At 67.3% G+C, this 14,213-nt stretch carries 13 protein-coding genes; 7 read left to right on the forward strand and 6 right to left on the reverse strand.

The features are described 5' to 3' along the window. The first annotated feature begins 18 nt into the window (after window positions 1–18). Complete coding sequence (locus ACXVUM_RS16475) at window positions 19–528, forward strand: hemerythrin domain-containing protein (protein WP_458523012.1); 510 nt, start codon at window positions 19–21, stop codon at window positions 526–528. Between the two features lie 8 nt (window positions 529–536). Here the strand turns inward: ACXVUM_RS16475 and ACXVUM_RS16480 are convergent, their stop codons facing one another. The 6 genes from ACXVUM_RS16480 to ACXVUM_RS16505 all read right to left on the reverse strand — a co-directional run bounded on the left by ACXVUM_RS16480 (window position 537) and on the right by ACXVUM_RS16505 (window position 7,142). After that, a complete protein-coding gene (locus tag ACXVUM_RS16480) occupies window positions 537–1,028 on the reverse strand; it encodes a YceI family protein (RefSeq protein WP_458523013.1) in 492 nt (163 codons plus the stop codon). Between the two features lie 109 nt (window positions 1,029–1,137). After that, window positions 1,138–3,024, reverse strand: a complete 1,887-nt coding sequence (locus tag ACXVUM_RS16485) for an acyl-CoA synthetase (RefSeq protein WP_458523535.1) — start codon at window positions 3,022–3,024, stop codon at window positions 1,138–1,140. Between the two features lie 59 nt (window positions 3,025–3,083). Then, window positions 3,084–3,500: a hypothetical protein gene (locus tag ACXVUM_RS16490; RefSeq protein WP_458523014.1), complete on the reverse strand. Its 417-nt coding sequence runs from the start codon at window positions 3,498–3,500 to the stop codon at window positions 3,084–3,086. 47 nt (window positions 3,501–3,547) lie between these two features. Next, on the reverse strand, window positions 3,548–5,221 hold the full coding sequence (locus tag ACXVUM_RS16495; RefSeq protein ID WP_458523015.1) for an FAD-dependent oxidoreductase: 1,674 nt from the start codon (window positions 5,219–5,221) through the stop codon (window positions 3,548–3,550). A 52-nt stretch (window positions 5,222–5,273) separates the two neighbouring features. Then, a complete protein-coding gene (locus tag ACXVUM_RS16500; RefSeq protein WP_458523016.1) occupies window positions 5,274–6,467 on the reverse strand; it encodes a cytochrome P450 in 1,194 nt (397 codons plus the stop codon). Between the two features lie 234 nt (window positions 6,468–6,701). Continuing rightward, on the reverse strand, window positions 6,702–7,142 hold the full coding sequence (locus ACXVUM_RS16505; RefSeq protein ID WP_458523017.1) for a TIGR03618 family F420-dependent PPOX class oxidoreductase: 441 nt from the start codon (window positions 7,140–7,142) through the stop codon (window positions 6,702–6,704). 234 nt (window positions 7,143–7,376) lie between these two features. On the opposite strand from ACXVUM_RS16505, the gene ACXVUM_RS16510 reads away from it, so the two are divergent. From ACXVUM_RS16510 to ACXVUM_RS16535, 6 genes are all read left to right on the forward strand, one after another. Then, complete coding sequence (locus ACXVUM_RS16510) at window positions 7,377–8,882, forward strand: cytochrome ubiquinol oxidase subunit I (RefSeq protein ID WP_458523018.1); 1,506 nt, start codon at window positions 7,377–7,379, stop codon at window positions 8,880–8,882. Between the two features lie 18 nt (window positions 8,883–8,900). Further along, entirely contained in the window at window positions 8,901–9,956 is a 1,056-nt protein-coding gene (gene cydB / locus ACXVUM_RS16515) for a cytochrome d ubiquinol oxidase subunit II (protein ID WP_458523019.1), read from the forward strand. 151 nt (window positions 9,957–10,107) lie between these two features. Next, window positions 10,108–10,413 carry a hypothetical protein gene (locus tag ACXVUM_RS16520; protein ID WP_458523020.1) on the forward strand — a complete coding sequence of 102 codons (306 nt, stop codon included), beginning with the start codon at window positions 10,108–10,110 and terminating at the stop codon, window positions 10,411–10,413. Window positions 10,414–10,587: 174 nt separating this feature from the next. Continuing rightward, window positions 10,588–11,172 (forward strand): TetR/AcrR family transcriptional regulator, encoded by a 585-nt coding sequence (locus ACXVUM_RS16525; RefSeq protein WP_458523021.1) that lies wholly within the window; start codon window positions 10,588–10,590, stop codon window positions 11,170–11,172. Further along, entirely contained in the window at window positions 11,169–12,563 is a 1,395-nt protein-coding gene (locus ACXVUM_RS16530; protein WP_458523022.1) for an MFS transporter, read from the forward strand. Before ACXVUM_RS16525 ends, ACXVUM_RS16530 begins: the two co-directional genes overlap by 4 nt. A gap of 137 nt (window positions 12,564–12,700) precedes the next feature. After that, window positions 12,701–14,053 (forward strand): hypothetical protein, encoded by a 1,353-nt coding sequence (locus ACXVUM_RS16535; protein ID WP_458523023.1) that lies wholly within the window; start codon window positions 12,701–12,703, stop codon window positions 14,051–14,053. The last annotated feature ends 160 nt before the right edge of the window (window positions 14,054–14,213 follow it).

Consider the following 14,213-nt stretch of genomic DNA (forward strand, 5'->3'; position numbering starts at 1 on the left):
CTAACTCCGAGGAGACCGATGGACATCGCCGAGTTGATACTTCAGGACCACCACGAGCAGCGACGTCAGTTCGCCCTCCTCGACGAGGCGGGCGACGATCCGAGGGTGCTCGAACTGCTGTGGGGCCAACTCGCCGATCTGCTCGAGGTCCACGCCGCCGCCGAGGAGGAGATCTTCTATCCGGCGCTCCTGGACATCGGTCACGGCGCGAGCCGCGAGGACGGCCCGGAGGCGGAGACGCGCGACGCGATCCATGACCACAACGAGATCCGCGACGCCGTCCGCGCCGCTGCCGATCACCCCGTGGGCAGCGCGGAGTGGCGTAAGGCGGTGGTCGACGCGAGGATCGCGAACAGCGACCACATGGCCGAAGAGGAGCGGGGGGCGATCGCCGACATCAGACAGAACGCCGACCTGCAGCGCCGTCATGATCTCGCCGTGGCCTTCGCGGCCTACGAGGCTGCTCACCGACAGGGGATCGACGTTCCGGACAAGGATGCCGACACCTACATCGACCAGAACTCATGACCTGCAGGTCATCCCTCGCCGGGAACCGTCGCCGCGAACCGGACGGTGACCTCGTCGACGACCTTCATCGTTCCCAGTAGTTGTGAATACGGTGTGATGCCGAAATCGGACTGGCGCACGGTGGATTCGGCAGCGATCCGCCGGTGGCCGTCGTCCCCGACGACTGTCAGCTCGACCGAGTGGCCGCGAGTCGTACCGTGGATCTCGAGTTCTCCGGCCAGGTGGAATCCCTCATCGGTGCCCTGGATCGTCTGAGCGCGAAAGACGATGTGGGGCCAGTGTTTCGCGTCCATGGTCTTCAGAGCGTTCGACCGCGCCACCACCCTCTCCGGCGCCAAGAACGGAGTGACGCCACCCTCACCGTGAACCACGTCTAGTGAATCGACATCGGCCGTCAGCACCACGGCGGCGGGTTGCCCACCGTCGAAGTCGACGGTCCCGCGCCACCTGGTGACCGCGATGGTCAACCTGTGGCCCATCGCGGCGGCCTTGCCGGTCACGCCGGTGCAGATCTCGAGGATCGCGCCGTCGGACGGTGTGAGAGTCCACTGCGGGTCGCCCATCGGTGCGACGCTACATCGACCGGGGAGGCGGGGCCGTCACCGACGCTCACGAGGTCGGCGGTCTCGACGTCGCCCACTCCCACCGCACCGGGAAGGTGTCGAGGACACGGGTCGCTCGATCGACGTCGTCAGGTCGGTCGACGACCGCCACGACGGCACCGTCGTCGATCCGGGTCGTCACCCGGGTGATGACCGCCGCGTCGACGAGTGCTGCCTCGAGCGCGGTGCGGGTCGCCTCGGCACGCAACGCCACCTTGTAGGGCTTGCCGACATCGGTGACGGGCAGGGCGTCGACGATCGTCACCGACTTGGGGGCCGCCGCTGCCTCCGACACGTGGTGCGCGGCGAACGACCGCACCTCGTCGGCGGTCACCGTCGCGCCGTCACGGATCGTGATGAACGCGACCGGAACCTCCCCGGCGTGGACATCGGGACGGCCGACGACGCCGGCACCCGTGACGTCGGGATGGGTCAGCAGCGCGTCCTCCACGGCACCGGGGTCGATGTTGTGACCCCCGCGGATGATCAGGTCCTTGGCTCGGCCGGTGAGGGTGACGAAGCCGTCGTCGTCCACCGACCCCAGGTCGCCGGTGTCGAGCCAGCCGTCACGGACACTGTCTCCGGGATCGACGACGAAGCCGCTGTCGGTGCGGCCGCGGACATAGCCGGCGAACACGGTCGGGCCCGCGATCAGCAACCGCCCCGCACGTCCCGGAGGAACGTCGTCACCGACGTCGTCGACGGCCCTGACCTTCTGGTACGGCATTCTCTGACCCACCGATCCCGCGGGCTGACCCGCCAGGAAGCTGCGCACGCTGGCGCACGTCGCCTCGGTCAACCCGTACCCCTCGAGCAGCGGTACGCCGGTATGGGTCTCGAACGCAGTCCGCACCGCCGGCGGCAGCATCGACGCTCCGACCAGACAAGCGCGAAGGCTGGAGATGTCGGCGTCGACCGGACACTGCGCGAGTACCGAATACACCGTCGGCACCGCGCTCATGGCCGAGATCCGTTCCGCCTCCACCACCTTCCAGTAGACGCCGTACAGGGCCACGTCGCGGTAGCCGAGCGGGCCCGCCCAGACCACGGTCTGCCCGCGGAGCATCGGGGCCAGCACGGTGACGATGAGGGCGTTGACGTGGAACAGCGGCAATGCGGCGAACACCACGGAGTCGTCGTCCAGGACACTGTTCGCCGCGATCATCCACGCGTTGGACATCTCGTTGCCGTGGGTGTGGGCCGCCAGTTTGGGGGTGCCGGTGGTGCCGCCGGTGTGGAACAGCGACGCCAGATCATCTCCGGCCGGTGAATCCGATCCCTCGGGCACTGATGTGTCCGTCTCGGCCGCAGCGATGTCCGACGCCGGACCGCTGAGGTGCCGAACCGTCGCCCCGGTGCGCAACGTCGGGAGTTCGGTGGGCTCTCCGGCGCCCGTGGGCTGCAGGAGCAGCACCGTGTCGATGGTGGTCGCGGCGACGATGTCGTCGATGCGGTCGAAGACGTCCTCGTCCAGCGTCGGACCCGCGGCGACCAGGACCCGCGAGCGCGTGCGTGCGATGAGATCGACGACGTGCGAACTGTCCATGGCCGGATTGATCGGCGCCGCGACTCCCACCCGTTGAGCGGCGAGGAACACCTCGACGAGCTCGCAGCAGTTCGGTGACAACAGGGTGACCGCGTCGCCACGCGCGACGCCTGCGTCACGGAGTACCGCCGCGTGCCGGTCGACAGCGGCGAGCAACTCCGCATAGCTGCGTTCCGTCGGGTACTGCCACCGCTCCGCATCGGGCATGACACGTATCGCGGGACGGTCGGGCCAGAGCCTCGCGGCGCGGGTGAGAGCTTCGTCGGTGGTGGCCGGTAGTCCACGATCGTTCAGAGGAACTGCTTCGATCGCGGTGATGTCCGCGGGGGTGTCGTAGGCGGGCCACATCGCGCTGGTCGGCGGTGCAGACACCGGATCTCCGTTCGTCGTCGACGTCATCGCGGCGCTCACCGCGCTCCCGCTGCCGGGGTGGGGGTGGCAGCGCGCCTACTGCGAGCGGCAGCGAGTGCGGCCGCGACACCACCGATGGTGAACCCGCCGGCGACCGCGACACCGGATCGCCGCATCGACGGCGGGAGATCAGCTGTCCTCGCGAAAGCGGCGGTGTCCCAGACGTCGACGACGACACCTGCGATCAACAGGGGCAGGACCGCACGTGGGGCCCGCGTCTGCGCTGCCACGACACTCCCACCGACGTAGATCTCTCGGATCCCGAACGTGCGGCTGGCCGCGCGAGTGCTGGGTAGTCGCGCATCGCGGCCGGCGAGAAGGGTGTGGGCACGCGTCGGTGCGATCATGTATCCCACTCCGATCGCGGCGCGCGCGACACCGATCAGGTAGGAGGAGCGGGCTGCAGTGATCATGGTTCTCCCGGGATGTGGTGTGGCTGTTCGATGTCGGTGAGCGGCGGTCAGGGCGTGGCGGTCGGGGACGCGACCCGGAGCATGTCCTCGGTGGAGGTCAGCTTGCGTCGACGACGACCGTCGACGCGGCCCGCGGCGCGTTCGTGCATGTCGATGGCGGCCCAGCCGGCGGCGTCGACGCGTCGAGTGCCGCGTGAGTCGAGCAGGGCCTCCGTGTCTGCACTGGACACGCTCGGGGGCGGCAGGCGACGTTCCGACCAATCGCTCAGGATCGCCTCCGCGGTCTCCCTGCCGCACTGGCGGTTCGCGCCGATCCCACCGCGTGCGCCGCGTTTGATCCACCCGGCGACATAGAGACCGGGAACAGGTGCGTCGCCGTCGACGACGCGTCCTCGCTCGTTGGGGATGACGGCGCGGGAGTCGTCGAACGGCAGTCCCGGAACGGGGTGTGCCTGGTATCCGATCGACCGGATGACCGCCCCGGCGCCGAAGATCACCGTGGCCGAGGTGGGGGCGACCCGGGCGGGGTCGTCGGCGACGTACGCGTTCCGCACGCACGTCACCGCCTCCACGGTGCCGGAACCGCCGGTGATCGCGGTGGGGGAGAAGAGGTATCGGAACACCGCGGTGCGTGCTGCGCCGGTCGGCTCACGCGCGGCGAACTGACGGGCGAGGTGCAGTTTCATCGCCGTCGTCGGGTCCAGCGACCCGGACTGCTCGGCGCGATGTGTGGCTGCGTCGAGGATGAGGTCGGCAGGGTCGATGTGCACGTCGACGCCCGTGATGGACCCGAACGCCTCGAACTCGGAATTGGTGTACGCGGCGTGTGCGGGGCCGCGTCTGCCGAGCACGGTCACCTCACGCACCCGGGACGCACGCAGGACATCGAGCGCGTGGTCGGCGATGTCGGTGCGAGCCAGATCGTCCGGGTGGGTCAGCAGGATCCGCGCTGCGTCGAGGGCCACGTTGCCGTTGCCGACGATGATCACCGATTCGGCGGAGAGGTCGACGACGTCGTCGGCGTGGTCGGGGTGCCCGTTGTACCAGGCCACGACATCGGTGACCGCCAGCGATCCGGTCAGGTCCTCGCCGGGGATGTCGAGCCGCCGGTCTCGCGCTGCGCCGCAGGCGATCACCACTGCGTCGTAGCGCTCACGCAGTTCGTCGATGGTGATGTCGGTTCCCACCTCGACGTTCAGGAAGAAGCGGAATCCGTCGTGCGCGGCGACGGCGGCGAACGACCGTTCGACGCCCTTCGTCGACGCGTGGTCGGGGGCGACCCCCGCACGCACCAGCCCGTGGGGCGTGGGGAGCCGGTCGAACATGTCGACGCCCACATCGCGGTGGCGCAGCAGTTCGCCGGCGGTGTAGAACGCCGCAGGGCCCGCCCCGACGACCGCGACCCGTAGCGGCGCAGGCCCGGTCACGGTTGCTGCCGGCCGTGGTGGAGTCCACTCGCGGGTGATCTCGCGACCGCGGTAGTACTCCGCGTTGATCGCGGGGTACACGGAGTCGGCGGGGAGCAGGTCGTCCGGGACGATCGCGTCGACCGGACACTCGTCGACGCAGGCGCCGCAGTCGATGCACGCGATCGGGTCGATGTAGAGCATCTCGGCTGTGGCGAAGTCCGGCTCGCCCGGGGTCGGGTGGATGCAGTTGACCGGGCACACGGTCACGCAGCTGGCGTCGTTGCAGCACGGTCGGGTGATCACATGGGACACAGGCAGACACACCTCTCCGCACGACGCCGTGCGTATCTCCTCGGCTGTTCGGTCACGCGAACGCGGCGCGGAACGACTCGAAGCCCTGCAGACAGTTGTTCCGCAACCTCTCCGCGTCACCGACGGTGATGGATTCGACGCGCGGCACCATCGCGCGGAGCAGCGTCTGCATCTCGAGCTTGGCCAACTGCATACCCACGCAGGTGTGCATCCCGTGCCCCCATCCGACGTTCCCACCCTGGCGGAGCAGCGAGAACTCATCGGGGTGATGGAACTGGCGTTCGTCGGTGTTCGCGGCGGCGAACACCACCGCGACGCGGTCGCCGGGACGCAGGTGCACATCACCGATGTCGGTGGGCGCGGCGACCGACCGCGTGAACGAACGCACCGGCGACGCCAACCGGACCGCCTCGACCACCGCGGCCGGGATCAGCTCGGGATCGTCGCGGAGTTGCTGCCAGATGTGCGGGTTGGTGCCGAGACTCCACAGCAGCTGTCCGGTCGACAGGATGGTGGTGTCGAGACTCGGGGCCACGAAATCGATGATCATGTTCTTCGCCTCGAGGCGCCCGATCTCCCCGCGGTCCGCGGCATCGAGGATGGTCGAGGCCCATCCGTCGGGCGTGACGTGCCGGCGGCTCACCTTCAAGGTGTAGGCGAACAGCCCCAGCGACCCTCGAAGGGACTGTGTCGCTCGACGATTCGTCGGCCCCAGCCCGTCGAAGGTGGCGCGCCCCCACGTCAACATCTGGTCGGCGGTCACGTTCAGACCCACCAGTTCGGCGACCGCCTGTACCGGAAGTCGTGTCGCGAAGTCGGCGATACCGTCGAAGTCGGGGCGCTCCAGGAGTCTGTCGACGGTCGCCGCCGCCTCCTGCTCGAAGGTCGGCAGCGAGGGTCGGATGGCCCGAGAGGTCAACGACTGCATCAAGATCATGCGTCGTGTCATGTGGGTGTCGTCGTCGCTGGACAGGGTGGTGAACTGCCCGAGCGTGTTGGCGACGGGATTGGCCGCCACACCCTTGCCGCTGCGGAACGTCGTGTCGTCTCGGAGTACCGCCCGCACATCGTCGAAACGTCCGATCGCGAACATCCGGTGTCGGGGCAACCAGACCACGGGACCGGCATCGCGGATCCGGCGGTACGCGGCCGGCCCGTCGTCGACCACCTCGTCGCCGTACAGATCGAGGTCGACCACGGGTGCTCCGCGATGCGTCGATCGCGAACCGATGAGGCTCGGCGCCATGCGTCACTCCCTCCGACGACCAGTCCACACCGACGTGGAGCTGTGAACGAAGTCGTCAATACTGACGAAATCATCACCTACGAAGGCGCGCGGGGTCAAGTGTGGATCCGTCGTGTGACGGGGGAGGTCAGTGAGCGGCCGGCACGAGCCGACCGACTGTGCAGCGGTGACCACGGTTCACGCGGTGGTCGCGCTGGTCGAGGAACGGTTCGTGACACCGAAGCCGTCGCAGGATCATCCGTTGCTGTAGACGCGGTCGGGGCTGATGAGTACCGCCGTTCGACGCTGCTCGGCCATCACGCGGTCGTACTCGTCCCAGTCGTCGTGGTCGCCGCCCGCTGCAGTGAAGATGTCTCGGAGAAGCACTCGCAACCTGTCGGCGTCCAACCATGGTCGGGGGTCATCCGGTCCCGCGAGCTCGGCTCTTCCCTCGACCGCCGCCCATTGCCACCCGCTGCGGAAGGTGGCGGTGACCTGGGGTCGCTCCCGCAGGTTGGCCAGCTTGACGCGGCCCGCCGCGACGAAGGCCAGGACGGTCTCTCCGGTGACGGGATGGGCGAGGACGCCGGCGTTGACCAACGAGGACTGGATGGTGCCGTTCGCTCGTAGCGTCGCCACCACCACCAGGCCCTGCTCGTCACGCGACAGCGCTGCTGCTTCGTCAAGGGTGGTCATGACGCGTCCTCCTTCGGGTCGTGGCGGTTCGCCGGGGCTCGGCAGCGCCAGGGGCCTGCGATCGAGGGTGCCAGAGTGGCGTCGCCGTTCAGCGGTGAACGGAGGTGACCACTCGCCTGGCGTTCGGTGACGAAAGTCCATGTGGCGCGACGGCCGTTTCGATCAGGCTGACTCCGGCGCGCAATGAGCACGCCCGCACGCATGTCGACGTGTGTCCACGATGGCGAGGCTCATATGAACGCGCTCGATGTGTCGCGTTGGCAGTTCGGGATCACGACGGTCTACCACTTCATCCTCGTCCCGCTGACGATCGGTTTGGCGCCGATGATCGCGATGATGCAGACGGTGTGGACCGTCACCGGCAACGAGCAGTGGTACCGCGCGACGAAGTTCTTCGGGAAGCTGTTCCTCATCAATTTCGCGCTCGGTGTCGCGACCGGCATCGTCCAGGAATTCCAGTTCGGCATGAACTGGAGTGCCTACAGCCGCTTCGTCGGTGATGTGTTCGGTGCGCCGCTGGCCCTCGAGGGGCTCGTCGCGTTCTTCCTGGAGTCGACCTTCCTCGGACTGTGGATCTTCGGTTGGGGCAGGCTGCCGAAGAAGGTGCACCTCGCGTGCATCTGGCTGGTCGCCGTCGGCGTGAACGCGTCCGCCTACTTCATCATCGCCGCCAACTCGTGGATGCAGCACCCGGTGGGCGCCGGCTACAACCCCGAGACCAAGCGCGCCGAGCTGACCGACTTCTGGGCTCTGATGACCAACAACACGACGTTGGCGGCGTTCCCGCACACCGTCGCCGGGTCCTTCCTCACCGCAGGGACATTCGTCGCGGGGATCGGCATCTGGTGGATGGTGCGCACCTCACGTCGAGCGGCGACGACGTCGGATGCGGCGCTCGCGTCGGCCCAGCGGCTCGAGGCCGGCACGATGTTCCGCCCGGTCACCCGCTTCGCGCTGTGGGTCATCGTCGTCTCGGGTATCGCGTTGGCGGTCACCGGTGACGTGCAGGGCAAGCTGATGTTCGAACAGCAGCCGATGAAGATGGCCTCGGCCGAGTCGCTCTGCCACACCGAGACCGGTGCGTCGTTCTCGGTGTTGACGATCGGTACCCACAACAATTGCGACTCCATCACCCGAGTAATCGAACTGCCCGGTCTGACGTCGTTCCTGGCGACCAACACCCTCGACTCGACCTTGCCGGGTGTCGCCGAGATGCAGCAGCGCTACGCCGAGACGGTGGGTCCTGGGGACTACCGACCGAACCTGTTCGTCACCTACTGGGCTTTCCGCGCGATGATCGGCTGGGCCCTCGGGTCGACGTTGCTGGCGGTGGTGGGCCTCTGGTTCACCCGCAGGGGCCGTGTGCCGAGTTCGATATGGCTGGGACGTCTTGCCATCGCGGCGATCCCGACCCCGTTCCTGGCCAACAGTGCCGGATGGGTGTTCACGGAGATGGGGCGTCAACCCTGGATGGTGGCGCCCAACCCCACCGGGGATCAGAACCTCCACCTCACGGTGCAGCAAGGCGTCTCCACGCACAGTGCAGGACTCGTGCTCGCGTCGCTGATCGCCTTCACCGCCGTCTACGGTGCCCTCGCCGTCGTCTGGTTCACCCTGATACGGCGCTACACGACCGAGGGACCGTCGGAGCACGACGCGGTTCCCCCGTCCGGTGACGGGCCCGAACCGGATGATCGCGCCACGCGCGATGAACCCGAACACCTTTCGTTCGCCTACTGAGATCAGAGGTAGAGACAGATGACGCTTGCAGAGGTCTGGTTCATCGTCGTCGCCGTGCTGTTCGCCGGCTACTTCCTCCTCGAGGGTTTCGACTTCGGGGTCGGGATGCTGATGCCGTTCCTCGGCCGTGCCCGAAAGGAATCCGCCGAGACAGGGGACGTACGTCGCCGGGTCCTGCTCAACACCATCGGACCTGTGTGGGACGGGAACGAGGTGTGGTTGCTGACCGGGGGAGGGGCGTTGTTCGCGGCCTTCCCGGGCTGGTACGCAACGATGTTCAGCGCGTTCTACGTCCCCCTGCTCGCGATACTCCTCGGGCTGATCACCCGGGTGGTCGCCATCGAGTGGCGTGGGAAAATCGACGATCCGCGATGGCGCCGGTGGTGCGACATCGGGATCGGCCTCGGCTCCTGGTTGCCTGCGTTGCTGTGGGGCGTGGCGTTCGCGAACGTGCTGCGTGGGTTGCCCATCGACGCCGACCACCAGTACACCGGCGACTTCCTTGATCTTCTCAACCCGTACGCGTTGCTGGGAGGGCTCGCCACCCTGCTGCTGTTCCTCACCCACGGAGCAGCCTTCCTCGCACTCAAGACCAGTGGCGAGATCCGCACGTCGGCCATGGCGGCCGCCCAGCTGGTCGCCGTGCCGATGGTGCTGGTGGTTGCCGTCTTCGGTGTCTGGACACAGATCGCGCACGGCGCCGCGTGGACGGTGATCGCGCTGGTGGTCGCTGCGGTGGCAGCCGTGACCGCGGCGGTGGGTACGGTCCTGCATCGCGAACTGCTGGCCTTCGTGTGCACCAGCCTCACCATCGTCGCCGTCGTCGTCATGCTCTTCGGCTCGCTGTGGCCGGCGGTGCTCCCGTCGAGCACCGACAGCGCCTTCGACCTCACCATCGCCAATGCGTCGTCGACGCATTACACGCTGACAGTCATGAGCTGGGCGGCACTCGTGCTTGTCCCGGTGGTCATCTGCTACCAGGCGTGGACCTACTGGGTGTTCCGCCACCGAATCTCGACGTCGAGCATCCCCGAGTCCATCGGCTTGCCGCTGCGCAGACCCGCTCGGCGATGAGGATCGGCACCGGCCGCCGACCGGTCGACCTCGGTCCACCCGCACGAGGCACAACGTCCTTGCACGAGGGGAACTCGGCATCTACGGACCAGAGTCGACCATTCATACGGTCGAGAAGTCAGCACGTCATCCCTCACATCGGAGGTCAGCGATGAGAAGAAGGTTCGGTCGGGTCGCGGTACAGGCACGAATCGCCATGGTCGCCATGTGGGCGGCGTATGTGCTGGTCCTCGCCGGCGTCACCACCGCGGCACTCTCGCTGGTGAACTTCGCGAGTGGTGACGGCACCGTTGCTGCGGCGATCGCCGGCACGACGGTGCTCCTCTTCGCGGTGGCCGTGGCTCTGTACTGCGTCGACAAGCGACTCCTGCACGATCCCGTGCTCGCGCATGACATCGCGAGAAGCAGGAGGGTTGCGTACCTGAAGGCCCACCCGCGCACGCATCCCGGGGCGTGACGGTCTCGGTGGCCGACCGGGGTCAGGATTCGTCTGCTGCGGCTGCCCGGGGGAGGAGCTGGTCGTCGATCAGCGACAGGGACGGTCACCTCGGCTGACGACGGCCGGAATCATTGGTGAGGGGTTGAGGCCGACCACCTGCCCTACACTTGTTAGTGGTTACTTACTACTAGCGTGAGCGGGTCGAGCATGCAGAAGATGAGCGGGTCGGCGCGGCGAGCGCAGGTGCTGTCGATCGCAGCGGAGGAGTTCGCGCGGAGTGGGCTGCACGGGGCGTCGGTCGAGTCGATCGCTCGTGATGCCGGGATCACTCAGCCGTATGTGTTCCGGATTTTCGGCACGAAGCAGGCGCTGTTCCTCGAGGTGATGGCCGCGTCGTTCGATCGGCTGACGGAGAGCATGCGGGAGGCGGCGGGGGAGTCGACCGGGCGTGCGGCGCTGGGATTGATGGGTGCGCGCTACTACGAGCTCCTGGGTGACCGCACCGCGTTGCTGCTGCAATTGCAGGGATTCGCGGCATGCGGTGATCCAGTGGTTCGTGATGCTGTACGCGAGAGTTTCGGGCGCATGTGGCAGACGATCGCCGACGTCACCGGGCTGGATCCGGTCACGATCAAGTCGTTCCTGGCGTTCGGGATGTTGCTGAACAATGCTGCGGCGCTGGAGGTGTCCGACCTCGACGACCCGTGGGCGAAGGGTGTGCAGACCCGTATCGAGGCTGGATTGTTCGACCACATCACCAGTGAGACGAACCGATGAGTCGAACCGTCCCGGCCGAGGCCGTCACGCCGCGATTGTTGGTGCCGTCGCTGGTGTTCGTCGCTCTGGTTGTCGCGGCGGTCGGCAGCCTGGGTGCGCCGTTGATCACCAGTGTGGCCACAACGGTGCACGTTTCGCTGGCCAGCGCTCAGTGGACCCTGACCATCACCCTGCTCGCCGGGGCCGTCGCCACCCCTGTCCTGGGTCGTCTGGGTGCCGGACCACACCGCCGGGCCACGATTCTGGCGACGCTGGTCGTGGTGGTCGCAGGTAGCGTCCTCACGGTTCTTCCGCTGCCGTTCTGGTCGCTTCTGGTCGGCAGGGCCGCGCAAGGGGTAGGGCTCGGGCTCACCGCGTTGATGATGGGGGTTGCGCGCGACCACCTCTGCGCCGACCGGGCGTCGTCGACGATCGCGCTCGTCTCGGTGGCCTCCACGATCGGGATCGGCGTCGGGTACCCGCTGGCGGGGCTGCTGACCGACCTGGGCGGACTGCGTGCCGCCTACGGACTCGGCGTCGTGGTCACCATTCTCGCCCTCGCGGCCGCGTGGCGCAGTATCCCGGCCGCCCCACCCGGTCGGTCCGCGCAGGTAGACCTCCCCGGAGCGGTGTTGCTCGCCCCTGCCCTGCTCGCGATTCTGTACCTGGCCGGTGAGACCACGCTGTGGACCAAGCATCTCGCGGTCGCGGTGGCCCTCGCCGTCGTTGCCGCGGTCCAACTCACTGCGTGGGTGCTCGTCGAACGACGCGTCACCCACCCGCTCGTCGATCTGCGGCTGCTGCGCAATCCCGCCGTGGCCGGCGCCAACCTCGCCATGTTCATTGCGGGGATCGGCATGTACCTGCTGCTGACCCTGATCACCCGCTACGCACAGACACCGAGCTCCACCGGCTACGGCTTCGGACTCTCCACCTTCGTCGCCGGACTGATCCTCGTCCCGTTCTCCGCGCTGGGCTTCGTCGCAGGCAAACTCACCCCTCGTCTTCGCGAGAAGCTCAGCGCACCGGCAGTTCTCGCGGTCAGCGCACTCATCGTGCTCGTGGCGTTCATCCTGTTCGCCACCAGCCGCACGTCCATCGCCGAACTGCTGATGGCCATGGCGATCCTCGGATTCGGTGTCGGCAGCTTCTCTTCCGCCATGCCCGCCACCATCCTTGCCGTCACACCCGACGAGGAGACCTCGAGCGCGATGAGCGTCAACCAGGTCGTCCGCAGTGTCGGATTCTCCCTCGGCAGCGCCGTCGGCGGCCTCACCCTTGCCGCCGGAACCACCGCAGCATTCCCCACCGACGCCAGCTACACCACCGCCGCATGGGTCGGAGTCGCCATCGCAGCCACCGCGACCGCCGCGTGCGCGTCCTTGGCGCGAACGCAGAGGAAGGAAGTCTAGGCGCACCGCTGGACCACCGAGACTTGTTCCAACGCAGCGACATAAGGCCGTCTTGAAAACGCCGCAGTTTTTGCTGTCCTTGAGGCGAGTCGAGTCGAGTCGAGTTATTGTTCCGGCATGACTTACGAGAAAGGCGCGTGAGCGCGGGTTTGCTCGGGCGTGACGCGTTCCGCCCGTTCGACGTTGTGGTGAGTTGCGGCCGGGTGTGGGTCCGGGATGCTCGCCATCCTGTTGCGGCGGTGTTCAGCCCGGACGGAATGAAACCGGAACGGTTGGTGTCGTGGCCGGAGGTGACGCCTGGTGAGCCCCGTGGTCGGCCTCCTCGGACAGCCGCCACCAATGAAGGGTTCTGGATCCAGAATGGGGACAGCGATGAGGTCGCGCTCATAGACCTGGAGGGCGTGCGGTCGGTGAGCTATGCGGCGGGTGCCGAGCTTGCCGCGGCCGGTGTCGACGGAGCGTGGCTGAAGCGACCGTCGAAGTTGCCTCGCGACCTGTCGACGTCACCGAACGTTCCGCCGCGATACGAGCCCACGTCATCGTTGCTGCGCATCGGACTTGACGGTGTCTTGTCGCTGGTTCCCGTCGATGGGTGGGTGTGGAACGTTCGTCACGAGCACGGCGTCCTGTTCGTCTATGTGATGCAGCAACCGTGGGAACGGGTCCTGGTCGACGGCACTGGCGACGGGACGGATCGTGCGGCCCGATACCGAGTCGCGTGGGCGCAATCGACGCTGACGGTTGCTTTGGACGACCCGGCGCCTGCGGCGCTCGACCGGGAACACCACGCGGCGTCGTGGCTTCCGACGGACACGAGCTACCTGCAGCATTACGCCGACCAGTCCTACAACCCTGAACATCTACGGAAGCGGGCCGACAGCACGACATTGCGGTGGCACTGGGGACGTGAAGATCGGTGGAATGAGGCGATGGTGGTCCGCGCCTTCGATGTCGTCACCGGTGAACTGACGTGGGAGAACCGGACGGTCGACGGCTGGGTCATGCGGGCTACTGCGGCGGGCACACGTCTGTGGGTCGTGCTGAAGCTGTTTACGAAAGCTGGTGGCGGCACTCGGCTCGAGGTGTGGGATGCTCGCGACCGCAGCGTCACGGTCGTCGACTCCGTCGAGGGCCTGGATGTGTCCGCGCACCGTTGGCCGCTCGTGCACCGCCCGGCGGATCACGCGTCCTATGTCGACCACTGGGTGTCCCGGTTGGACGGGTCCAGCTTCAGTGAGCACGTGTCCGAGGTGTCGGCCAGATGGGTGGGGGACTGGCCCGACGGCCACATCGAACTGACTTTCCGTCATGACGGCTACCCGGGGTTGCTGTTGCGTGACCGGTTGCCGCTCTACGACGCGGTCGGACGTCGCTTCAACCAAGACACCTACGACCCAACCGATTGGCTCTTCGAGAAGGCCGGCACCTGCGCATACCCAGCGAGCACCCACGCCGTCGAGGGGATCCTCGACGTCAGCGGATCGGATTAATGACGCGCGACGCGCGATGATGGCCGACACAGTTCAGAAGCGGACCGACACACAATCGGGTGACACGCTCCCGGTTTTCCTTCCCGCGTGGATCCTTCAGGACAGTGCGCACAGGTACCCCGAGGACGGGTCCACAGGTCCGCTACCGCCTCAATTTCGC

It is taken from the genome of Williamsia sp. SKLECPSW1, assembly GCF_054332755.1.

Bases quoted from the DNA above. Each gene is read 5' to 3' on its own strand.
- ACXVUM_RS16530 (WP_458523022.1), top strand. From the start codon at position 11,169: ATGAGTCGAACCGTCCCGGCCGAGGCCGTCACGCCGCGATTGTTGGTG.
- ACXVUM_RS16500 (WP_458523016.1), bottom strand. From the start codon at position 6,467: ATGGCGCCGAGCCTCATCGGTTCGCGATCGACGCATCGCGGAGCACCC.
- ACXVUM_RS16475 (WP_458523012.1), top strand. From the start codon at position 19: ATGGACATCGCCGAGTTGATACTTCAGGACCACCACGAGCAGCGACGT.
- ACXVUM_RS16490 (WP_458523014.1), bottom strand. From the start codon at position 3,500: ATGATCACTGCAGCCCGCTCCTCCTACCTGATCGGTGTCGCGCGCGCC.
- ACXVUM_RS16520 (WP_458523020.1), top strand. From the start codon at position 10,108: ATGAGAAGAAGGTTCGGTCGGGTCGCGGTACAGGCACGAATCGCCATG.
- ACXVUM_RS16510 (WP_458523018.1), top strand. From the start codon at position 7,377: ATGAACGCGCTCGATGTGTCGCGTTGGCAGTTCGGGATCACGACGGTC.
- cydB (WP_458523019.1), top strand. From the start codon at position 8,901: ATGACGCTTGCAGAGGTCTGGTTCATCGTCGTCGCCGTGCTGTTCGCC.
- ACXVUM_RS16485 (WP_458523535.1), bottom strand. From the start codon at position 3,024: ATGTGGCCCGCCTACGACACCCCCGCGGACATCACCGCGATCGAAGCA.
- ACXVUM_RS16505 (WP_458523017.1), bottom strand. From the start codon at position 7,142: ATGACCACCCTTGACGAAGCAGCAGCGCTGTCGCGTGACGAGCAGGGC.